The organism is Streptomyces sp. DF42 (assembly GCF_058267695.1).
Map to the genome: position 1 here is coordinate 8,216,594 of NZ_CM177859.1, position 21,490 is coordinate 8,238,083.

Here is a 21,490-nt window from a genome sequence, read left to right on the forward strand (position 1 = left end):
ATGAGCAACGCACACTTGGCGGGACCCACCGCTGCCCGACGGCGGGGCGCCGACCACCCCCAGCTGTCAGCTCACGCGACGCGGCTCCGCCGCCTTCCCGTTGTGCCCGCCCCTGTGGAAGGCGAGGCGTTCCACTCCTGGGTGGATCGCGCTGCGATCAAATTGGACGTGCCGCCGGGTATCGCAGCCCGGGCACTGGGACTTGAATTCAGCTCGGCAGGGAAAATGAGGCGACCGCTATTCTTCGGCGTCACCCTTACACCGGCCAGCCTGGCTGGCCTGCAGCTGACGACTGGGCTGACCACCAAAACACTGCGACAGATGCAGCTTGCTCGATATGACGGAACTGCCCTCAAATTTTCGCGTCTTGACGTAAACGACGTAACAACCCTGCCTCGTCTGACTCGCCACCAGTGGTTCCTGGCCTACCAAAGTCGTGCCTGCCCACATTGCCTTTCAGGGAGTGGGGTATGGCCGGTGTGGTGGCGCCTGGGCATCGCAGCCGTATGTCCCGTCCATCGGTGCCTTCTCGTCGACATATGCCCTGCCTGCGGCGTCAGATTGCGGCGCGGAGGCGGCAACAAGAAGCCTACAGGTCTCCCTACAGGGACCCATTACGCACGGGACACGCAGGAATGCGGAAACCGCTCGCCGAACCCGGTGGCAGCGAGCCAGCCGGAAGTATGCCGCCAGCGGATCGCAGACATCCCCACTCTCTCGGTCCCACATGCGTTGGTTGATCTGCAAGTGCGCGCGCTCGCCATTGCCGACGGCGGTGCGGCCCGGCTGGCCGGCGAGCCTGTCTCCGGCGCCGAATGGTTCGATGCTCTGCGCTACCTGACGGCAGCTGCGCGACTGGTCGTCCACGATGACGAACTCGCAGAACTTCCCGGGTTCGCCGCGGACACATTCGCCGCCGTCCGCACACAGCGCGCACTCAGCCCTCGCGCAGTACCCGGTGGGGCCAGCGCGATGCCGGGCACCGCGTCCGAAGCTGCCGCCGCTCTCGCACTCGCGGAACCCATTCTGAACGCCTCCGACTGGGGTGCTGGCGCACGCCATCTTGCTCCTTGGGCGCGCAGGTTGGCCGCAGAACGGCAAACCAGGCACAGTGGCCGCAACCCGCTGCGCGGCATCCAGCACCCGGCGGGACTACATCGCATGATGACGGCGATCGTTCCCCACCAGAGACGAATCGCCGGCGCCGTTCCCACTGGATCATCCGTCGCCCTGGAGTTCCGGCATTTTCCGAATCTGATAGACGCTGATGACTACCGCAACGTCATGGCCGTTCACCTTCCCGGAACCACACCTGTCATCGGCAGGCACTTCTGTTCCCTCGCGCTCGCTCGCCTGGCCGGGGCAGAGACTTGGGCCCAAGCCGAAGACTCGCTAGACGCCCCACAGCGCCGCAAAGGAAATTGGGGAAAAACTACCCAGCGAATCCCTGACTCTCAGGCTTTTTGGAGCGGAATTCGCACTTTGGCCGATCTATTGCGGAAACGAGGAGCCATTGACTACGCCGCTCGCCGGAGAGCGCTATCCGAACTTCTCGAAGTCCCTTATGACAGCCTGTTCTCGATCTTTCGTCCAGTACGGATGGGCGTTACTCGCCAGCGGCAACGCCACGCCGCAGCGTGGATCTGGGAAGCCCTCACAGGCAGCCCAGCCCGTGACTCCCCTGTCTACGCCGGAGGCTGGGAAGGACTGAGCGTGGCCTCGGTGACCGAAGCCCGGCGGAAGTTCCACGATCGCGTTCCGGAATCTGCCGCCAGGGCGTTGACGCTGTGGGGGCTGGAATGGCTGGACGAGAAGGGCACTGGACCCCAGTCTGACTCGAGAGCCGCTGGTGCCGTGGGCGGCCCGGTGCGATCGTGGTCTGCGCACTGAACTGTTCCGCGCGAGGGTTGCTACTTCCTTCTATGCAGAGAAGAGTTCAGTGCCCAGGTCAGGGCCACGGGAACTGAACTTTTTCCTTTCGTCCGACAAAGGCGAGTACCGCCGGGCTTGCCCTGGTCCTGCTGGCCGCCGCCCTCGGCATGGTCACCGGACTCCAGGCAGGCGGACGTCTCGCCCGCCCGGCCCGTCTGCCCGCGCTGCTGACCGGCGGTGCTATAGCCCTCGCCGCCTGTCTTGCCGTCCTCGGGCTCTGCTCCAGTCTGGAGAGCCTCCTGGCAGCGGCGTTCGCCTTCGGCATCGGGCACGGCGTGCTTGACGTCGCAGCCAATGCCGCCGCGGTCCGGTGCCAGGACGTCCACGGCCGCCCCATCATGGGCCGGCTGCACGCGAGTTACAGCCTCGGCGCCCTCCTCGGCGCCGCACTCGCCGCCACCACCGCCCACACCTCACACACCGTTCTGTTCGCCGCAGTGGCAGCTTGCGCCGCTGCTGCGGCAGGCGCGACCACGCGACTCACCCGCACCGTCGCCAGCCCCGCACTCGAGCCCGTCCACCACGGTGCTGCACCGGGCTCACCCGAGCCGAGGAGGGTGTCCCGGCACCGATTGTGGCTGCTCGGCGCGCTTGCCGCCGCCACGCTGCTGGGCGAAGGAGCCGCTGCCGACTGGGCCTCCGTCCACCTGCACGACCTCGGCGCGACAGCCGCGACCAGCGCCGCGGCGTACGGCCTCTACAGCGCCGCCATGGCCGTAGGCCGTCTCGCCGGAGACCGGCTCACCGCCCGCTTCGGCGCGGACACCGTCGTGCGCACCGGCGCCGCTTTGGCCGCGCTCGGCCTCGCCACCGGACTGGCCGGCTCCACCACCGCCTCTGCCCTCCTCGGCTGGACGGCCTTCGGCCTGGGCATGTCCGTCACGATCCCCAGCCTGATCACCGCCGCCGGCACTGGCGGACCCCGCGCGGTCGCCACCGTCGCGGTCACCGGCTACGTCGGCCTGCTCGCCGGCCCCGCCCTCATCGGCGCTCTCACCACCGTCACCGCACTGCCGCACGCGCTGCTGCTGCCCGCCCTCCTCGCCGCAAGCGTCGCCGTGCTCGCACCCAAAGCCTTGGAGAAAACGACCCCTTGACCCGCACCTCCGCCTCCCCGACCGGCGTGGACGCCCTGATCCTCGACTACAACGGAGTCCTCGGTCTCCAGCCCAGCACCGCCATGTGGACCCGTCTCGCCGACCTCGCCGAGTGGCCCGACCGGCATCTCCCCTCGTTCCAGGACGCCTTCTGGGCTCCCCGCAACGCATACGACGCAGGGGAACTGAGCGATCTCGCCTACTGGGCCAAGGTCCTCGGACACCACCCCGGCCCACGGTGGCTGCGCACCCTGCGGGCCGCCGACACCGCCATGTGGACCCGCACCGATCCGTGCGTCCTCGATGTCCTGTACCGCGCCCGGGCCGCGGAGCTGCCGATGGTGCTGCTCTCCAACGCCCCGGCCCACCTCAGCGACGTCCTGGACGCCACCGTCTGGCGGCGCGAGCTGATGGACGACGCCTTGTACTCCGCCCGCCTGGGCCTGTGCAAGCCCGACCCGGCCGCGTACGAACACGCCCTGGCCGCCACCGGCGTCGCCGAGCCAGCACGCGTGCTGTTCGTCGACGACCGCGAGGACAACTGCCGGGCCGCCGCCCAGCTGGACCTGCGCACCCTCCACTACACCGGCCAATCCGCCTACCTGGAACGGCAGTTGCTGCCTGCCCTCGCGGCCAGCACCGGTTCCTGACTGCGCACCGCGCCGCTCACCCCTCGGCCCCAACCCTCAGGACTTTCGTGCCCGACACCGAAGAGATCGACGGCGACGTCTACGTCTCCCCCCGCTACCTCGCCGCCAGCACTTACACCGGAGACCCGGCTCTGGAACCGCTGCTCGCGCTCGGCTTCGACCTGCGTCACGACGACCTCGGCAACGTGTATGTCACCGCGCCCGATCACCGCGTCCGACTCGGCTATCTGCCCGAGGGAGACGACGACGGGCTGTGGCGCATCAACTCCTACAAGGACTCGTTCGGCCCGCCGGAGTGGGGCGTCTGCTTCAACGACCGCGTCCCCACCGAGTTCGTCCGCGCCTTCACCACCGCACTCGCCGAGGCGTACGAGCGTGGCCCGGACGCCTACCTCGCCAGGCCGGCCGCCGGGGTCGACGAGCACGATCCCTTTCTGGCTGTCGTGCCCGTGCTGAAACAGGGCTGGGAGATCGACCGCCCGCGCTGGGGCGTCTTCGCGGTCCAGTCCCCCGACGGGTTCGCCGGCCTGGAGTTCACCACCGGCGACCTCGATCCGGAAACCGAGCTGACCACACGCGACGCCCGGTGGCAGATGTGGGCGGGCAAGTCCATCGACCGGCCCGTCTGGTACGCCACGGCCAGCACCGACACTCCCGTCGCCCTGCTCACCGCCATCACCGAGTGCGTCGCCGATCCGGCTCCCCTGCCCCGGTGGCGCGAGGAGACCTTCAGCTACATCAAGGGCATGGCCCAGCTCACCCCGATCCTTCCGCCCGGACCGCCGGCCCCGACCCCGCTCGACGTGCGGAGGGCCGCCGCATCCCGCCGCCCGGCCGCGCTCCCCGCGGCCAGCGTCCCGCGCTGGAGCACCACCAGCCGACCGGCCCTGCCCCGTCCACGCCGATAGGACCAGCCCGACCCCCATCGGAGACCCCTCTTGTCCCTGCAGGCCCCCGAGTTCTTCGCCGAGCTGTGCCTCCCGTTCCACAACAGCACGGTCGTGGGCAACACGTACTTCGCCGCCCCCGTCCCCGGCACACCGCTGCGGCTGCGGATCGACTTCACCGGCACCATCCACGCGGACACCTACGGCGGCCTACGCCTGGCGGTCGTCCACCCGGCCCGCGGCGAGATCGACGCCGTCGCCCTCAGCTTCCTCGACCACGGCACGTTCCACCGCCGCGACGAAGCGACCAACACCCGGCCGAACACCAAGCAGCACGGCACCTTCGACAAGTACCACCGCCCCGGCCGGCCCCCGTGGGAGGGAGCCGTCACCACCGGGCTGCGCGACGCCATCGAGCAGTACACCGCCGTCTGGTTCCCGGGCGCCTGGACCGCGTCCGCGCCGAGCCGCGCCGCAGGCCGGACCGCGCAGACCGCGCCCGTCGCGCCGGTCACCCGCAGCGGCACCCGCGCCCGCTGAGCCGCGCCCCACGGCCAGGCCCCGCGTTCCGCACCCTTCCAGCAGGAGCCCTGCCCGTGATGAGCCACCCCTTTGAAAACCTCGACCCCGCCCAAACCGTGCAGGTCCTTCCCCGCCACCTCGCCGGGCCCGGCGCCGTCGACCCGCGTACCGCATGGGCCTTCCCCTACGACGAGGGCTGGCCGTTCGCCCAAACCGACGACGGCACGGCCGCGGCGTTCAGCCCGTGCCTGCGACTGCAGACCACCTACGACCCCCAGCCCGACCAGCGCGGCCAGGGCACGTGGACCGTCAGCGCGCACCGGGCCCCGTTCACCCCACCGGCCTGGCGGATCACCTTCGACGCCGCCACCCCCGTCGAGCTGCTGCACGACGTCCACACCGAACTGCTCGACCTCTACCTCGAAGACCGGCACAGCGACCACGACCGGCTGTTCCGGGACGAGACGGCACCGCACGAGGCGTACGTGCCGCTGCTCACCCGCGGGTGGAGCCACGACGTCAAGACCGACGGCACACAAACGTTCCTCACCCCGGAAGGACTCGGCGGCCTACGCCACCGCTACGCCATCAGCGGCTCCAGCGGGCCGGCCTGGCGGGCCTGGGGCGGACACCCCAGCGAGCCGCACTGGACGGCACGCTTCTCGTTCGGCACGCCCACCACGCTCGTCGCAGCCTTCACCGCCTCGCTGATCTCCACCGAGCCACTGCACCGCACCGTCCAGGACGTCCCCGTCCACACCCGCAGCGCCCTCTACATCGCCACCACGACACCCAAGCAGCCTCACGGCAGCGCACCTGTCGCCCCGCCACCTCCCGCCCCGGTTGCCAGCCGAACCCGATGACCTTCCCCACCCTCTGATCCAAGGAGTCCTCCTCCTCGTGCACGCTCTCTTCGTTCGATCCGCCGCCGTCGCCGTCGCGGTGACCGGCACCCTCACCTGGGCGCCGGCCGCGAGCGCCCAGCCCTCCGAACCGACCCCCTCGGCCTCCGCCGAGACACCGGCCCCGGACGCGGGCAGCGTCGAGATCATCACCAAGGACCCGGCCGGGGACGCGCTCCTCGGCGCCGCGTTCCTCCTGCTCGACTCCGCCGGCCAAGAAGCTGGACGGGGCAAGACCGACGCACAGGGGAAACTGACCTTCTCCGACCTCGCGCCGGGCGTCTACCGCCTCAAAGAAATCTCCAGCGGCAGCAGCCTTCACGACACCGCCGATGACCAGGACGTCATCGTCACCCCGGGCAACGCCACCCGGCTCACGGTCGTCGACCCGTTCAAGGCCGCCTCGGTCCTGGTGAAGGGCAAGGACGACAAGACCGGCAAGCTGCTGCCCGGATCCACGGTCAACATCGGCAGCGGCGACAAAACCATACTGACGCTGACCACCGGCGCCGACGGAACGGCCAGCGGCAAGCTGCCCATCAACTCCCGTACCGGCACGGACTTCTGGGTCAAGCAGGTCAAGGCACCTGCCGGCTACAACATCTACAAGCCCTCGAAGGCGTTCAAGGCCAAGCCGGGCGATCCCGTGACCGTGACCGTCACCAACGCCAAGACCGCCACCACCCCGCCGCCCTCGGAGAAGCCGACAGACAAGCCCACCGAGAAGCCAAGCGACAAGCCCTCCCCGGACAAGCCCGGCAGGGATGAGGACACCCCGGCGCCGTCTGCCTCGGGTACTCCGACCTCCAACGAGTCCGCGTCGCCGGCTCCTTCCGGCTCGCTCGCGCACACCGGCGCCGACGCCACCCCGTGGCTGATCGGCGGCGCCGGAGTCCTGATCGTCGCTGGCGGAGGCGCTCTCTTCGCGGCCCGTCGCCGACGCACGGACGACTCCACCGACGACGGCTCCTCCGCGAGCTGACCCACCCACGGCCCTCCGCAAAGCCCCTGGAATTCACCCACTGATTCCGGGGGCTTTGTCATGGGCGCGTGTCCGATGCGAACGGAGGCGGGGCGCCACCCGCCGCACACGCGTGACCCTTGCGTAGAGGGACGCCGAACCGTGAAGGCCCGTACGGATATTCGCTTTCAAGAGTGGACTCGCCACCCCGTGGGGGTCGGCCGGTGTCGAACGCCAGCGCGATGTCGCCTGGGTGCGGCACACTGCCGCCGGTATCAGCTTTCCCGGACCAAAGGAGCCGTCCCTGTGGCCGAACGAATCGTCGTCCCAGACCTGTGGACTGGGCGTTGCCAGTGTGGCGATCACGCGTACGAGGCGTCCGGTATTCCGGACGACCCCCACTTGTGCTCGTGCGAGCACTGCACGCGCCTGTCCGGTTCTCCCGCGATGGCCTGGGTCGGTTTCCACAGGGACGCCCTGAAGTGGACGGGCCCGGCAGGAGAGCCGGCCTACTTCTCCACTTGGCCGACTCTCCACCGAGGATCCTGCCAGCGCTGCCGCACCCAGCTCACCTCTGTCGCGGACGGCTCGGACATGATCATGGTGACGATCTTCAGCCTCACCCGCAGCGCCGAACTGGTCCCGGTCGGACACAGCTACCGCGAGGCGGCGGCGCCCTGGATGACCATCACACTCGCGCCCGACCCGCAACGCAGCACGTACGGTCGGCGGCTAGCCTCCACGCTTGACTCACGCGCTCATGGGATTGGCGGATCTGATAACCGACCCCCACGACTGTGACCACCACTCATGAAGGCATACCGCCGTGTTGTGGTTCGAGCCCTGCGCCGGTTCTGATGACGGCCGCCGCTTCTACGCGTGCGATGGTCACGCGGGGCTGTTCGCCTGGAGCGTGGCTTTCGCGTCGGCCGCAGGCGGAAAGGTCGTCTGAGAGAGGCTTTCCGTGCTACCCGCCCTACTGTGGAAGGGCAACGATCTCTCCTGGGAGCACAACGAGTGACAGCGTCAATGGAGCGACTCTGCGACTGGGTCGTCAATAAGGACAAGGTCTGGGTGCACGGCGACCGGATCACCGACGGCCACGTCGCTCTCGACATGCGCCTCACCCCAGGGCTCGACCCTGCCGAGGTCGGCAGGGACGGGCAGTGGGTCCTCCGCAAAGCGCAGCCCTCGCGCTGGGTGGCTGAGCAGCACCCCGACCTCTCAGACGTCATTCCTGACCAGGCCGACGGCGCGGACTGGAGCGAGGTCGCCTGGTCGGCCTGGGTGACCCGCGGCCTGCGTATCGGCGCGCTGCGCGGCGCCGCGGTGGCAGTGGACCACGGATGGCTCTCTCGCCTCCAACCCGGCTACCGGATCGAGGGGGCTCCCGGACACGGGCTCCTGCGGATCGTGACCAAGAACCCCGAGCCGTCGCTGCTGTCGGGCGGTGCCGTGCACAGAACGGTGATCGGTGTCGTGATGCCCACGCCCATCGAGGGTTCGGGTGCTGTCCTTGAAGCCATCGTGCAGGACCTTGCCGGGTGAGTAAGCGGCCTCAGCTTCCAGGGGATCCCTCCGACCTGTACCTGCGCATCTCCTACGACGACGAGCTCTGGGACACCCCGCAGGCCGACACGCTGGAGCGGTGGAGTGTGTCCGTCCTCCATCGTCGGCGTGCGCACGACGGAGGCCAGGGGCCGGCGGCCACGGGCAACTGCGTCACCGTAGAGTGCCCCGCGTGCACGGTCGAGGACGCCACCGTGGGGTCGATGACGTTCTACCGGGTCCACCTCGACCGCGGCCGGAATGCGTTCCGGTCTATGGAGCAAGAGTCGGAGGAGCTGTATTAGACCGCCCAGGTCCTCCTCGATCCCGAGACGGGCTCCGTCACCAGCGAAGTCAGCGAGCTGCTTGAGTACGTCGGCTCCGGGCTGCTCGTCGTGGACCGGGTGACCTTGGATCCACCATGGCGTGGGCACGGCCTGGCGGCCGTATTCGGCTGTGAGGCAAACTCGGCGGATTTGCCAAATACCTCCAGCGCCCGCCCACCGCGAACAGTGTCGCCTTCGGCGCACTGGAGGACGCGAGCGGCATGGTTAGCCTCGTCTTCTCCCCCACCGGTGCGGGAACGCTTCCGCCGCATCCTGCTGGAAGCCTCCGTCGTCCTCCTGGACGGGCACGTGGAGCGGTCGTACGGCGCGGTCAACGTCATCGTCCACCAGGCCGAGGCCATGGCGGTAGCGACGGCATCCCGCCCCCGTCCCCGACGGCGATAGACCCGGGCGGGACTTCTCACGTCAGGGCGAGGCGGCGACCGACCGGGGAGCCATCAGGTCGGCGAACGGGGTGCGCACGTCGGGCGTCGTCAGCGGACTGATGTCGGCGCCGGCGTCCCGCGCGGCTCGGAGGACCGTGACGAGGTCTCCGCTGGCGATGGTTTCCACAGGGCACCGCTCGCACTCTCCGGTCCGGTCATGCCCGTTTGCGGCAGTCGACGCGGCGCGCGCGTGTGCGAACACCTCGGCCGGGCCGTCGGCGCGGACCGCGTACCAGGATCCCTGCTGCTCCGCGGGCAGGAGCGCCGCGGCGACGCCTGGGTACATCGGAAGGTGGATGCGGTCGTCGTGGACGCGGATCACGAAGACCTGGTCCAGGCTGTCGCAGCTGTCCGGCTCGGGCGCTTCCTGCTCAAGCCAGGCGATGGCCTGCGTGCGGCTGCCGGGGCCCCACAGGTACTCCGCCGGAAAGTGCGTGGTGGCGTTCCGGGCGTCGTACTCCATCAAATTGGGATCCTCTCGCTCCCCGGGCCAGAAGACCGCGCGCACGAGTACGAAGGTGAATCCGTCCTCCTCCTCTTGCTCCTGCTGGTCGGCGAGCTGGGCTGCGTGCCCGGCCCTCACGGAGCCGGTGGTGGTGTTCCACCGGATGGCGACCACGTCGCGCGGGATCGGTGCCGGGTAGAGCCGGCCTCCCGGTGTCGCGTGGCCCCACAAATGGTTGATGATCTCCGCGAGGTCGGACAGATCCCTGTATACGTCGACGGGAGTGAGGAGGTGGAACATGCCGTGGGCGGTGACGTTCCGCAGGTTCTTCTTCGCCCTCTCGATCCCGCGGTTTCGCTGGCCACGCAGCAGGCCCTCTCGCCGCGCCCACTTCAGCAGTCCGTCGAGCATTCCGTTGAACGGGGTCCAGGTGTTCGAACTGCCCATCCGCATCTCGGGCTTGCGGAGCCTCTTGTACTGATCGTGGAAGTCTGCATAGCTGGTGTAGGCGATCTGGCGCTCGCAGCCTGCCTGGTTCCGGGCGGTGATGGTGCCGTTGTGGTGGGCGGCGAACCGGTCCCGCAGCGCCTGCTCCAGCGTAAGTTTGGCGGCGTCCGAGACCAGCGTGAACAGGTCGTAGCACAACAGGCCGTGGGCGTAGCCGGCGCACAGCTGCTCGAACTTCTGGCGGGTCGTCTGTGCCACGTCGTCGGCGAGGACCAGGTTGCTGATCAGGCGCTGCTGATAGTCCGCGGCGTCCTGGGGCCGCATGGGTCCGCCGAGGCCGAACGGCGTGAAATGCAGGACGCGCGGGTCCACGGCCTGGAGCGCGGCGAGGGGGTCGTTGGTCGTCGAGGTCACCGGTGCGGCCCTCCAGATGTGAATGTGGCGAACCTAGAAGGATCGGGCAGGGAAAGGGGGCCGCGCAACCCGATTGGTTCGGCTCGCCGACCACGGACGGGAGGGACCGGCCTTGCCGTGGCCGGACGTAGGATCCTTCGACGTGACCGCTATTTCGTTCGATGACCTGATCGACCTGGAGCGCGCTGCCGTCGAGGCGAACGACGCGGTCAAGGACCTGCCCTACAGCGCGGAGTCGTGGAAGCCCTGGTTCGACGCCTCCGCGGAGTTCCAGATGAAGGTGACGGCGTACGCAAAGGCGGAGGGCAAGGACCGGGTCTCGGTCGAGATGGACGTGAAGAAGGCTGTCCGGCACCCGGTGTCGATCGGGGATGCCGCGTAGACCAGCGCGTTGCGGGGTCCTACGGAGCCAGAGGTCCGCACCGGCGGATGGCGGCCATAGGCTTCCCCCATGAGTACGGTGCGTGCCCGGGTGTGGCGTTTCACGGTTGAGAAGGGCATGGCTGGCGCTGACGCTGTCCAGGCCGTCGAGATCGGGCAGGGCTCTCTGCCGGTGTCGTTGGCTGCTGTGGTCAACATCAACGCCCTTGCCTGCGACCTGCGCAAGACGGTCGATCAGCGTGTGCGCGACCACGAGATCAGCCTCCTGCTCAGCTATATCGCCGGCAGCCCGGGTACTGGCCCGCTCGGGGTCGACTGCCTCGCCCTCGACTCCAGCTCCCTCCACATCCGGCGCTTCGTCAGCGAGTGCACCGGCCTTGGGGTGATGACCGCTGTCAGCGAGGCCCTTTTCGACTGGGAGCCAGGGGCCAACGGGCTCAGGAGCTTCGACGTCCTGCCCGGGAAACTAGTCGGCACCTACGTGAAGAAGGGTGTGCGGCCGGACCTGCTGTACGACCTTGCCGCCGGTCCGCTCGCCGGAGAGGCGCGGGGCCGCCGCCGCGACCACCAGCAGATGTTCCCTGCCGGCAAAGGCACCCAGCCGCAGAAGACCCGCTTGGAGAAGCTCGCGCAGTGGTCCGTCGACCACGACGATCACGCCTACTTCATGAGCTGGGTCTGGCTCGGCACGGGCGGCGTCTACGTCGACATCTTCCTCCCCGACGACTCCCCGGCCACGGCCGGGCTCAGCACTGGGTGGATCGACACCCCGGGCGGCGCAACTCCCTGGCGATTCCGTGTTCCCCGGCCCGATCCCCGCCGACGCCCGAACCTGGAACCGGAGGAACCCCTCCTGAACTGGCCTGATGACATACCCGAGTCCAGCGGTGAGGGTCCGGCCGATGGAGCCGGGGCCTACCCTGAGGCGGCGATCAGGCGGGCCGAACCGCTGGTCGAAGCAGCCATGAACCGGTCCTTCGGCCGTGAGGACACACTCGGTACGTTCTCCGGCGTTGAGGTCCGTGGCCGGTGGATCCGCGGCGATGCTGTCGGCCCGGCACGCCACGAGGTGCTGCTCGGCGTCCTGGGAGAGCGCCTGCCCCTGGACCACAGGGCCCAGCGCCGCCGGCTGGACTCTCCAACGGCTGACCGGCTCGACGCGTTCCTCGAAGGCCGCCTCCTCACCATCGTGCATCCGGTCGACAGCCCGCGGCCGAGCTGGAACCGGATCCAATCAGAGTTGCTGGAGTAGACAGGCCGCAGGTCCGGCCCGACGTCGCGAGGCTCGCGGAGGCGATCAAACGCCCATAACGCGGTCGGGGCCGCCCCGCGGCCAGGAGACCTGGATTCAGTGGGCCCGCCGCACGCGCGTCGCCCTCCGTCACTCCAGCGGCCGCAGCAGAGTCGACGCTGCTGCGGCCGGGCAGGAGCTTCTCCGCGCACGCGACGAAGCGCTGGTCGGGGCAGGGACAGCCTGGCAGGCCCGGATCCAGGTCATGAACCTCCATCAGACCAAGGGCCGGGAAGCCGACACCACGATCTTGTTCCTCGGAAGCAACGAGTTCCAGGGCTCCGAAGGGGAGCCGTACCCGACCGGCTCCGAGCTGCTGTACGTCGTCTTGACCCGCGCCAGGAACGGACACACCGCGTTGTTCCCCACCTGGTCCACGGTCTCTGGGAACCACTTGTCGCGGCTCTGCGATTGAGGCGGCCGACGCGCACTGGTGACTCGGGTGAAAGGGACTAGAGAACGGCGCTCACTCAAAGCAGGAGGGGTGAGCGCCATCGCACGTCACGACCGGTCAGCCCCATGAGGTCCAACGGGGGCAACTCGGTGACGAGTGAGGTGTCAACGCAGGCGGTAGCCGAGGAGGGCGAGGCCGGCGGCTGCCGCGCGGCGTTGGTAGGCGCGCAGTCCGGGGGCGCCGGGGGGCGAGGGCCTGCGGGCGTTGCGGTGCCAGTGGCCGGTGAGCGCAGCGAGGAACGCCGTGGTGGTGTCGGGACTGCTGGCGGTGGCGGGGTGGTCACGGAGCAGACGGGCGATGTCTGCGGGCGCGTGTCCGGCGAGGACGAGCTGCGGCGCGAGGGAAGCGGCGTCGATGCAGGCCGGGCCGGTGGTGGCGTGCGCCCAGTCCACGAAGGTCACACCCTGGTCGTGGTCGCGGACCATGTTGTCGGCCCGCAGGTCGCCGTGGACGATGCGGGTGCCGCAGGCCAGGGCGGGCCAGGCCGCTTCCAGTTCGGCGAGCTGCGGCAGGTGGACGCGGGCGGCGGGGGCGAGGTCGTCCGGCGGATCGGCGGCAAGCTCGTCCCAGCCGTGCAGGGCCGCCGCCGTGGAGGGCACGGCGCTCACCGCCGCGGTGTACGGCGCGGGGGCGGGGCTGGAGGTGAGCTTGGCCAGCAGGTCCCAAGTCTGTTCGGCGTCGCCGGAGGCCGCAGAGAGGTCCGGGTGGGGTCCGTCGAGGTGGGCGATGACGACGGCGGTCCAGTCGGCGGCGCGGTGGATGCCCAGCAGGTCCGGGGCCGGAGCGCCACGCGGCAGAGTGTCGAGGACGGCCGCCTCGTGGAGGTTGGCGGCAGTGAGCGGGTCGTCGTCGGGGGCGGCCTTGACGAAGACCCGTCGGCCGCTGTCCAGGCGGAGGGCGGCGGCGAGCTGGTGGCCGAAGCCGCCGCCCGGGGTGACCGCGTCGGTGACGGGTGCGCCGAGGGCGGTTTCGAGGCGAGCGCGCAGCGGCGGGGGGACGTCAATCCATTGCAGACGGCCGCTGGTGGGCGGTACAGGCATTAGGCGATGGGGATGGCGTAGGCGCGTGCGAAGTGGGTGCCGACGACGGCTTCGTGGAGGTGTCCGGCGATGGCGCGGTCGCCTTCGACGCCCATGACGACGTGGAGGTGGACAAAGCCGTTGCGGATCTCGCCGGTGCCGGTCATCTCGCCGGGCAGGTCGTACTTCGTGATGTTGTCCTTGAGGGCGTCGCCTTCGGGCATGGTCGAGACGGTGAAGGAGTCGGCGGCCCCGATCAAAGAGACGATCGCCGCATCGGTGATGCCGGCCTCGGCGGCCTGGCGGCTCAACCCGTCGACTAGCTCACCGGAGAAGACTTCAAAGACGATCACGCGTGACTCCGTCCGATCATGGGGCTCAGCTCCCGCAGCATGACTGAGGAGCACCAGCGGGCGCCAGCGGCACAGGGGTCGAGGGGCCTCTCTCGCAAAGCGAGCGGCGAGGAACTCCGCGCGGTGCGTGGTGTCTTGGGTGAAAGGGACTGAGGAATCCGCTTGTATCCGTCCACTAAAGCACCCGCTGACGTGCAGTGATGTCTCGAAGGGGAGATTGAGGGGGCGGACGCCTTGAAGCGAAACCTCTGGACACTTGCACGCGAGTTACCAGGCCCTGCCGACGGGGGTGACACCGTGCACGAGGCCGGTATGGAATTCATAGCAGTGCGCTACGCGTTCCTCGGCATGGCGAGGAACGCGCTGGACGACGTGGCCAGGCATGGCCAAAGCCTTCCCTCGTCCTGGTCCGATGCCCGTGATCAAAGATCAAGCTAATGTCCCGCCCCACAAGTGCGTTGAAGAAGTCCAGCGAGGTGTCGGCGCCGAAGCCCCCTCGACGGCGGACGTGTTCGCGCCCCTCCCAGCGGAAAACCACGGGCGCACGCCGACGGCACGCGGGATCATGAGACATGAGTCCGGATGACTGGCACCTCACCGAAGACCTCGACGACTTTCTCGCTCGCGCCGGAGACTTCCTGCAGTCGCGTCCCGCCCTGCACACCGTCCCGCTGACGGTGACCGAGGCACTGCGTACGCGCGGGGCGGACGCGTACGGCGCCGACGCCCCCATCTTCGGCCTGCTGGAACGGGCGGGCGAGGTCCGTGCGACCTTCTTCCGTACCCCGCCCCGCCGCCTGACCCTCACCCCCCTCACCCCCGAAGAGGCCGACAGCCTCGCCGCTCAACTAGCCGGCCTCGGCCATCCCCTCCCCGGCGTCAACGCGGACCACGACACCGCCAGCTTCTTCGCAGAGGCTTGGCAGCGGCGCACGGGCGCGATACCGACGCTGCACGAGCGGGAGCGCCTGTACCGCTTGGGCACGCTCACGCCACCAGAACCGTTCCCTGAGGGCCGGGGGCGAGTCGCGGGCGAGCAGGACCGCGAGCAACTCATGCTTTGGCACCGCGAGTTCGTCACCGACATCGGAGGAACCCCCTCTGCGGACAACAGCTCGTGGGCGGACACGCGCATCGCCCACGGACGAGTCACGCTCTGGGAAACCCCGGACGGCACCCCCGTCTCCATGGCGGGCAGGACGCCCATGGTCGCGGGCCAGATCCGGGTGGCCCCCGTCTATACCCCGGCGCACCTGCGCGGTCGCGGTTACGCCGGCGCCGCGACAGTCGAGGTGAGCCGGGCCGCTCTAGCCGCAGGCGCGGCGGAGGTCCTGCTGTTTGCGGACCTGGCCAACCCCACCAGCAACGGCCTCTATCAGCGGATTGGGTACCGCCCGATTACTGACTTCGCGCTGTACGACTTCTAGCATGCCGCGCCAGAGATCCGGCGAAGAACTCCGGAGCGCCCCGTGGCGGGCACCACAGCGAACACATCTCTCAGCAGGGGACTTCTCCGCCGAACCGCGCTGGACTTCTTCGACGAACTTGCGGCGCAGGACACCAGATCCGCGACTTGCGCAGCGAATGCCACGCAGCTCCCGACAGGGCCAGCGTCGACCGAGGAGCCGAGAGTCGTTCGTGATCGCGGTAGAGCTTCCAGTTGTAGGGAATGAGCGCAAGCTCGGTCGGGCCGCCCTGCACGCAGCCGTCATGTACCCAGGGCTTCGGCGTAGGCGGTAGGGGGACGGAGTCACCAACATCGCCGCTGGCCTCCGCCACGACGATCGAAACCCGAGCCGACCCCTTCAGCTTCCCGGGCTCACATGATCACGAAACAGACGTCAGCGGACTTCGCCGAAGCCCTGCGCGCTGACCTGCGGCGACTAACTTGATTGGCAAGGGTGTTGGTGAGGCCGTCCCGGGGCGAGGAACTGGTGCGCGCCGCGCAGCGTGGTGCGCAACTTGCGCTGTGTCGAGCGGCTGTCCAGGCGGATGTCGAGGGGCCCGGGCAGGGTGCTGTCGGCCCGTAGGCCGGTGGGCAGTCGCGATGCGTCGAGTCCGTCGCGTCGGGCGATGAGCACGCCCAGCTCGTGCCGGCTGAGAGCCTGGTTCCCGCCGAGGTGGTGGACGCCTGTCGTGTCGCCCGACGCGAGTTCGAGGAGCGCTGCGGCCAGATCGCTCGCGTGGACCGGACATCGGAAGTCGTCTGTGAAGAGGACGCCATCGCGGGTGCCGGTGGCCAGTGCGTGGACGGTGCGTTCGTGCTCGGACTGGCCGTCGCCGATGATCAGCGAGGTGCGGGCCACGACGGCGTCCGGATGAAGCAGCAGCACCGTTTCCGCGGCGGCCTTCGCCGCTCCGTACGGGGTGATGGGGTCGGGCCTGCAGTGTTCGTCGTAGGGAACGTGGCTCTTGCCGGAGAAGACGGCGTCGGTGGAGACCTGGATCATTCTGCTTCCGGCCTTCGCCGCGGCGATCGCGAGGCGGACGGGTCCCTCGGCTGTGACTGCCCAGTCGGCCCCGCCGCTCGACGCATTGACGATGACGCGAGGGTTCACCTCGGCCACGACCGCTTCCACGCTCCCTGGATCCCGCAGGTCGAGACTGCGCCAGGTAATCCCCGGAGCACTGCCGGGCCTGGTCGTATAGGTCGCGGCTGTCGGGCGCCCCGCCAATACAGCTTGCCGGACCAGCTCGGTGCCCAGGAACCCGGACCCACCTACGATCAGCAGCGTCATGAGGCGACACCCTAGATCGGTCAGGGCCCGGTGATGGCGAGAATGTGGGCAGAGGCATCGGTGAGGGCCGCGTGCGGTTCCGCGATGCGGGCCGCGGCGAGGGCCGCTTCGTACATGTCCGTGCCCATGAGGTTGGCGCTGGTGTACTTCTCGATGGCCTTGACCGCCACCCAGCCGGGTCCTTCGATTCCGTAGAGGCTGGGGTCGGTAAGACCGGCCTCCGTGACCTCGGCGCGCAGCTCGGTGGAGGTCTGGAAGTAGGCGACGGTGAAGCCGCGCTGTCCGGCGTAGCGGCCCTGGGCCAGGGTGTCACGGACCCCGTCCTGGATCGCGGACTCGGTGATACCGGTGGTCGCGATGTAGTCGAGGAGGGGCGAATAGCGGGAGATCGCCGCCGCGGCGATGAGTCCGCGAGGCCGGGCCACGCGGGCCGCCTCCGTCAGCGCGGAGATCCGGTCGGTCTTGTCGTGGAGGTGGTAGAGCGGGCCGAGAAGCAGAACGACGTCGTACGTCCTGTCCGCGGCGGTGAGGCAGCGGGCGTCGCCCAGCTCGGCCGTCACGCCGTCGATGGCGGCTGCCTGGGTGACGTGCTTGGGGACGGGGTCCACGACGTGCACCGTGTAGCCGTCGTCGGCCAACCATCGGGCGTGCGTTCCGGGACCACCGCCGACATCGAGCACGCGGGCCGGTGCCGGTGGGAGGTGGCGGCGCAGTAACTCGCGGGTGCGCGAGAACTCCAGGGTGCCTGTGGCGGTGGTCTGCAGCCGTGCGGCTTCGTCGGACCGGCTGTAGAAGTCGATGATCTCCGGGCGCACGGCGGGGTTGCTTGTCATCGGACCGTCCTTGTCAGGAGGGGCTGCCGGTGTCCGGCAGAGTAGGGGAGACCAGGAAGTGATCACTTTGATTTTCGGAGCCCTGTGACGGTCCGGCCCCCACCGCCGCTGCCACAGTGCCAGGGGGTGCCTGCGGAGGGTGTGGGGTGGGTGGCGGCCGAAGTCACCGCGAGACGGTCAGGCGGCGGGCTGCCGGCCCTGGTGGTCGAGGTGGCAGCGGGCGGTCAGGCGTCAAAGTTGACTTCGGGGTGCGTGAACCGCACGGGCTTGCCCAGCGACCGGGCGTAGGCGATTTCGGCTCGGGTGCTGTCTCCGATGTAGTCGCCGACTACGAGCACCTCATCAGCGAGCCGGATCTTCGCCCGGTGCAGATCGTCGAGCCGAACCTTCAGCGCCTCGGCCTCGCCAGGATCGGACCAAAGTTCGTGCGGCGACTTCATGTCAAAGCCCGGTTTGACGACAATCTTTCCGGCTTTGGTCTCCCGCAGATCGACCTCGTTCATCTCGGTCATGAAGCGGGTGGAGCCGCAGATCACGACGATACGCGGGAGGCTCAACAGCTTCTTCGCGTCGGCGAGCTTCTCCTCGGGGGTGAGCAGTTGCGGGTATGACACTGGTTCCTCCTGGTGGTGTGGTCCAAGGGCGACTCCGACTTCAGGGGAGCCTGTTCAGATCCTGCAGGCACCCCTCGTCGCCATCATGTCTCTGAGCCCTCCACGGGAGCCGGCCATATGCCGTCGATGAGCCAGGGTCGGACAACCGGCTCCAGGCCGCGGGAGAACTGGTCCCCGCCGCCACCTGCCATCCACTGCGCCCACTGGCGCGTCGCGCCCGCAGCCCAGTCCGCCACCTGGAGCTGCGGGTGGTCCTTGCTGTCCGCGAACTCGATGCCGCCCATGAAGGGGTTCATGAACTCGCCCGGCCGCGCGGGATCGGGGAGGAAGTGCACGGTGTGCAGGCGGGTGGTGTTGCGGTCGACTACTTTCGATGCGTCGTGCACCAGGCGGAACTTGCCCAGGGTCTGACCGAACGTGGTGGCGAGGCAGTACAAGCTTGGGATAGCCGGATCCAGCTCGTCCCGATGCCCCTGGGATGCGATCTCCGCTGCGGTCTCGTCAGCGACGGGCCGGCCGTATTCCAGGACCTCCACGTACTCGGCGAACTGCTGGCTTTGCACGGAGGTCTTGAGGGCGGCTATGGCCGCGTACAGCTCGTCGGTGGTGGCCTTCTGCCGGACCCAGTTCACGAACGCCTGGAGCATCCGGTCGTAGGCGTCCGCATCCCCCATGACCGGGCCGGCCAGGTGCAGCATGTTCGCCAGGGTGAGGGTTTCCTTCCCCTCGTACAGGTTGTAGCCGTCCCGGTGCGCCATGGGTTCCACGATGACGTCGACCATCTTGGTCATCACCATGAATCGCTTGTGGACCAGGTACGTCCGCACGCTCCCCTCGGGCAGGCGCGCGAAGGCGTTCATCAGCGCCTTCCGTCCGCCGCTGGAACCCGCCAACGACGTGTACTTCGGCTCGCGCAGATTGCGCGGGAGCTGCCCACGGACCTCGTCGACGATGGAGGCGGCGAGGTAGTCAGGGAGGTGAACCCCGGCCACCGTGAAGACAGGTTGGTGCGGGTCGAGGAGGTTCTGGCCCGAGTTGGCGGACTCGTCGACGTAAACGACGGGGCGCTCCATGGGTGAAGTGGACATGCATGGAGGATGCCCGCCAGCGTCGGGGCGGGCCAGCCGCAGTCGGCGCTGGCACCCGCGGCGGTCGGCTATCCCCTCAACCTCGATCGTGCCGACCGGTGAACATAGCCACAGGGGAAGCAGTTGTCCGCCGACATCGAACCAGGTCCGTGGAGTTCCTTGCCATCCAACGTAGTCGTCGCAGGTCATAGCGTTGGTGAGCGGGGAAGGCCACCAACGCCCTTGTCAATCAGGTTAGTCGCCGCAGGTCAGCGCGGGGCGGACGACTGGATTCGCTGTCCAAGGACAGCAGTTCGCCGGGGGCAGACAGGAAAGATCGCGGAATGACTGGCCAACGTGCGTGAGGGCATGTCAACCTAGACGACCTTGCAAAAAACCCCAGGTCAGAGAGGTGATTGCCCGTGACCGTAGCGCCCGTGGGCTCCGGTTTCGCTACCACCGTTGAAGCCCTGCGGCTGCGTGAGTGGCAGCTCGGACCCGGCCAGCCCACGCTGGTGATGGACCAGTTCTCCGCAGAGGACTTCCACCTGATTGTGGACGACCGTGCGGACGTGCACGTCAGCTCGAAGGACGGCCGGTTCTACCTCGGCTGGTTCCCGCTCGGCCGTCCCGGTACGGACGGTGAGGGATGGAAGATCGCTGTGTCCGGCACGGCCAAGGTGCGTGGTTACCACCTGTCGTTCGACATCGAGACGCCGGCCGACATCGTCGCCGCCGCCGTGGCGCGTGTGCTGGAGACCTCACGTCGTGTACGACAGCGCGCCCACGAGTAGTTCTCGCCCGGGCGGCCGGTCAGATGTCGGGCCCCGCCCTTTTCGCCGCTCACTGTTTCCGCTCACCCCAGGAGGCTGTTCGTGACGACCCCGGAGATGACCGTCGGTGATCTCATCGACCTGCTGTCCGCCTGCGACCGGGATACTCCGGTCCGACAGGCCATGAACCCCTTCTTTCCGATGGCGCACCGCCTGGCGCAGGTCGTGCAGTCCGTGGATGAGACCGGCCGGACCGTCGTCTACCTCGCCGAGGGGCGGGACGAGGACGCACAGCTCGGACATCTGCCGCCCGAGGTCGCCATCGCCCTGACCTGGCAGGGCCCCGTCCAGGCACCCCCGCGCCGCCCCCGCCGCCGTGCCGGCGGCAACTAGACCCGCACCGACCCCTTGGAGGCGCCCCTGTACCCCGACTTCCCGCCCGACCCGTCCATTCCGCCCGGCGGCCAGCCCGCGTTCTGGGTCGGCCCCCGGCATCTGGCCGGTGACGACGGGTGCCTCTACGACGGCGTTGCCGACACGCTCTCCAGTCTGGGCTGGACGAGCCTGACGATTGTCCGCGGACGTCATGAGCCGGACGAGGAACCCCAGGACCGCCAGGTCCTGCGCAGCACCGTTCTGCACATCAGCTCCGACACCCTCCGATGGGCGCAGTGGAGCCTGGCGGACGAGCCGTTCCACCTGGGAGACCTGCCGATCGCCTGGCAGATCTCCGCCCGCGCGGACACCAGCAGCCCGCTCGCGTCGTGGTCGTGCTACTTCACCACCGACGTCCCAGGCGAGGCTGTGGCCGACTTCCTCGTCGCGCTCGACGCCCGAGACCAGCCCGCCGTGCCGTTCGCCGGACCCGAACTGGTCCTCGACGCCGTAGCCGCACACGGCTGGCTCCGCGACATCGACCAGCCCGACGCGGCAGCGACAGACCCGACGTTCACCTCGCACATCAGCCTCGGCGAGGTACCGCCCCTCATCCAGGACGCCGACCCGCGCGCCCTGACGACCGAGGCCGACGAGCCAGGACCAGTCGGATGGCAGGCATGGGCCGAGCCCGCGCTCGGCGCCCCCTGCCTGTGGGCGGCCTCCTTCGGAGCCAGCGCCCCGCACGACCTCGTGGCAGCTTTCGCCACTTCCCTCAGCTCGACCGCACCGGTCCTGCGCCGGGTGCTGCCCGAGGCCACCCGGGAGCGACTGCTGCGGGCGCCGGCCTAGCCATCGACGGCGCACCTAACCAGACGGAAGAAACCCGGTCCCCGAACAGGGGCCGGGCTTCTGGTATTTCCCTCCGGGGCTCGGGCGAGCCATCGAGTCGGAGGACGGCGACCGGGGCGACGAGTACAGGGTGCCGGGCCTGCCCGGCACCGGTGATCGTCTC

The 21,490-nt window shown here is 69.1% G+C and carries 24 protein-coding genes and 2 pseudogenes; 19 read left to right on the forward strand and 7 right to left on the reverse strand.

From position 1 onward, the window contains the following. The 12 genes and pseudogenes from ACYUED_RS37710 to ACYUED_RS37765 form a co-directional block, all read left to right on the forward strand. Positions 1-519: pseudogene (locus ACYUED_RS37710) on the forward strand (TniQ family protein); the annotation flags it as partial. A gap of 141 nt (positions 520-660) precedes the next feature. Next, a complete protein-coding gene (locus ACYUED_RS37715) occupies positions 661-1,890 on the forward strand; it encodes a hypothetical protein (protein WP_491294850.1) in 1,230 nt (409 codons plus the stop codon). Between the two features lie 104 nt (positions 1,891-1,994). Beyond that, positions 1,995-3,029, forward strand: a pseudogene (locus ACYUED_RS37720) (MFS transporter); the annotation flags it as partial. Beyond that, positions 3,026-3,679, forward strand: a complete 654-nt coding sequence (locus tag ACYUED_RS37725) for an HAD family hydrolase (RefSeq protein WP_061334502.1) — start codon at positions 3,026-3,028, stop codon at positions 3,677-3,679. The pseudogene ACYUED_RS37720 and the gene ACYUED_RS37725, both read left to right, overlap by 4 nt. A gap of 47 nt (positions 3,680-3,726) precedes the next feature. After that, entirely contained in the window at positions 3,727-4,587 is an 861-nt protein-coding gene (locus ACYUED_RS37730; RefSeq protein WP_491288948.1) for an SPDY domain-containing protein, read from the forward strand. 30 nt (positions 4,588-4,617) lie between these two features. After that, positions 4,618-5,106 carry a hypothetical protein gene (locus ACYUED_RS37735; RefSeq protein ID WP_107446562.1) on the forward strand — a complete coding sequence of 163 codons (489 nt, stop codon included), beginning with the start codon at positions 4,618-4,620 and terminating at the stop codon, positions 5,104-5,106. A gap of 59 nt (positions 5,107-5,165) precedes the next feature. Beyond that, positions 5,166-5,951 (forward strand): SPDY domain-containing protein, encoded by a 786-nt coding sequence (locus tag ACYUED_RS37740; RefSeq protein WP_307047088.1) that lies wholly within the window; start codon positions 5,166-5,168, stop codon positions 5,949-5,951. A gap of 37 nt (positions 5,952-5,988) precedes the next feature. Next, entirely contained in the window at positions 5,989-6,972 is a 984-nt protein-coding gene (locus ACYUED_RS37745; RefSeq protein WP_107446564.1) for a SpaA isopeptide-forming pilin-related protein, read from the forward strand. A gap of 75 nt (positions 6,973-7,047) precedes the next feature. Beyond that, positions 7,048-7,752 carry a GFA family protein gene (locus ACYUED_RS37750; RefSeq protein WP_491288949.1) on the forward strand — a complete coding sequence of 235 codons (705 nt, stop codon included), beginning with the start codon at positions 7,048-7,050 and terminating at the stop codon, positions 7,750-7,752. 228 nt (positions 7,753-7,980) lie between these two features. Continuing rightward, entirely contained in the window at positions 7,981-8,499 is a 519-nt protein-coding gene (locus ACYUED_RS37755) for a hypothetical protein (RefSeq protein WP_061334527.1), read from the forward strand. Continuing rightward, positions 8,496-8,804 carry a hypothetical protein gene (locus ACYUED_RS37760; RefSeq protein WP_061334530.1) on the forward strand — a complete coding sequence of 103 codons (309 nt, stop codon included), beginning with the start codon at positions 8,496-8,498 and terminating at the stop codon, positions 8,802-8,804. Before ACYUED_RS37755 ends, ACYUED_RS37760 begins: the two co-directional genes overlap by 4 nt. Before the next feature lie 270 nt (positions 8,805-9,074). Further along, complete coding sequence (locus ACYUED_RS37765; RefSeq protein ID WP_210594862.1) at positions 9,075-9,230, forward strand: hypothetical protein; 156 nt, start codon at positions 9,075-9,077, stop codon at positions 9,228-9,230. 21 nt (positions 9,231-9,251) lie between these two features. Here the strand turns inward: ACYUED_RS37765 and ACYUED_RS37770 are convergent, their stop codons facing one another. Then, entirely contained in the window at positions 9,252-10,577 is a 1,326-nt protein-coding gene (locus ACYUED_RS37770; RefSeq protein WP_319673322.1) for a hypothetical protein, read from the reverse strand. Positions 10,578-10,719: 142 nt separating this feature from the next. Here ACYUED_RS37770 and ACYUED_RS37775 point away from each other — a divergent pair, with 142 nt between their 5' ends. The 3 genes from ACYUED_RS37775 to ACYUED_RS37785 all read left to right on the forward strand — a co-directional run bounded on the left by ACYUED_RS37775 (position 10,720) and on the right by ACYUED_RS37785 (position 12,664). Next, on the forward strand, positions 10,720-10,959 hold the full coding sequence (locus ACYUED_RS37775) for a hypothetical protein (RefSeq protein WP_159059656.1): 240 nt from the start codon (positions 10,720-10,722) through the stop codon (positions 10,957-10,959). A gap of 69 nt (positions 10,960-11,028) precedes the next feature. Beyond that, positions 11,029-12,210 carry a hypothetical protein gene (locus ACYUED_RS37780; RefSeq protein WP_491288950.1) on the forward strand — a complete coding sequence of 394 codons (1,182 nt, stop codon included), beginning with the start codon at positions 11,029-11,031 and terminating at the stop codon, positions 12,208-12,210. A 244-nt stretch (positions 12,211-12,454) separates the two neighbouring features. Beyond that, positions 12,455-12,664, forward strand: coding sequence for a hypothetical protein (locus tag ACYUED_RS37785; protein ID WP_061334539.1), 210 nt, complete (start codon positions 12,455-12,457; stop codon positions 12,662-12,664). 143 nt (positions 12,665-12,807) lie between these two features. Here ACYUED_RS37785 and ACYUED_RS37790 read toward each other — a convergent pair whose 3' ends face one another. Next, on the reverse strand, positions 12,808-13,743 hold the full coding sequence (locus tag ACYUED_RS37790; RefSeq protein WP_107446584.1) for a phosphotransferase family protein: 936 nt from the start codon (positions 13,741-13,743) through the stop codon (positions 12,808-12,810). Further along, positions 13,743-14,075, reverse strand: coding sequence for a PCC domain-containing protein (locus tag ACYUED_RS37795; RefSeq protein WP_107308596.1), 333 nt, complete (start codon positions 14,073-14,075; stop codon positions 13,743-13,745). Before ACYUED_RS37795 ends, ACYUED_RS37790 begins: the two co-directional genes overlap by 1 nt. Positions 14,076-14,647: 572 nt before the next feature. On the opposite strand from ACYUED_RS37795, the gene ACYUED_RS37800 reads away from it, so the two are divergent. Continuing rightward, the gene (locus ACYUED_RS37800; protein WP_491288951.1) at positions 14,648-15,502 is read left to right on the forward strand and encodes a GNAT family N-acetyltransferase; all 855 of its coding nucleotides are present in this window, start codon (positions 14,648-14,650) and stop codon (positions 15,500-15,502) included. Positions 15,503-15,958: 456 nt separating this feature from the next. Here ACYUED_RS37800 and ACYUED_RS37805 read toward each other — a convergent pair whose 3' ends face one another. The 4 genes from ACYUED_RS37805 to ACYUED_RS37820 form a co-directional block, all read right to left on the reverse strand. After that, positions 15,959-16,813, reverse strand: a complete 855-nt coding sequence (locus tag ACYUED_RS37805) for an SDR family oxidoreductase (protein ID WP_061334543.1) — start codon at positions 16,811-16,813, stop codon at positions 15,959-15,961. 20 nt (positions 16,814-16,833) lie between these two features. Then, positions 16,834-17,646, reverse strand: a complete 813-nt coding sequence (locus ACYUED_RS37810; RefSeq protein ID WP_491288952.1) for a class I SAM-dependent methyltransferase — start codon at positions 17,644-17,646, stop codon at positions 16,834-16,836. Between the two features lie 224 nt (positions 17,647-17,870). Beyond that, a complete protein-coding gene (locus tag ACYUED_RS37815) occupies positions 17,871-18,260 on the reverse strand; it encodes a hypothetical protein (RefSeq protein ID WP_491288953.1) in 390 nt (129 codons plus the stop codon). Positions 18,261-18,343: 83 nt separating this feature from the next. Continuing rightward, on the reverse strand, positions 18,344-19,348 hold the full coding sequence (locus ACYUED_RS37820) for a DUF3800 domain-containing protein (RefSeq protein WP_491288954.1): 1,005 nt from the start codon (positions 19,346-19,348) through the stop codon (positions 18,344-18,346). 401 nt (positions 19,349-19,749) lie between these two features. Between ACYUED_RS37820 and ACYUED_RS37825 the strand changes: the two genes are divergently transcribed. The 3 genes from ACYUED_RS37825 to ACYUED_RS37835 all read left to right on the forward strand — a co-directional run bounded on the left by ACYUED_RS37825 (position 19,750) and on the right by ACYUED_RS37835 (position 21,327). Beyond that, the gene (locus ACYUED_RS37825; protein WP_057608361.1) at positions 19,750-20,121 is read left to right on the forward strand and encodes an SPDY domain-containing protein; all 372 of its coding nucleotides are present in this window, start codon (positions 19,750-19,752) and stop codon (positions 20,119-20,121) included. An 81-nt stretch (positions 20,122-20,202) separates the two neighbouring features. Beyond that, entirely contained in the window at positions 20,203-20,493 is a 291-nt protein-coding gene (locus ACYUED_RS37830) for a hypothetical protein (protein WP_061334550.1), read from the forward strand. A gap of 15 nt (positions 20,494-20,508) precedes the next feature. Further along, complete coding sequence (locus tag ACYUED_RS37835) at positions 20,509-21,327, forward strand: SPDY domain-containing protein (protein ID WP_491288955.1); 819 nt, start codon at positions 20,509-20,511, stop codon at positions 21,325-21,327. Positions 21,328-21,490 lie beyond the last annotated feature (163 nt).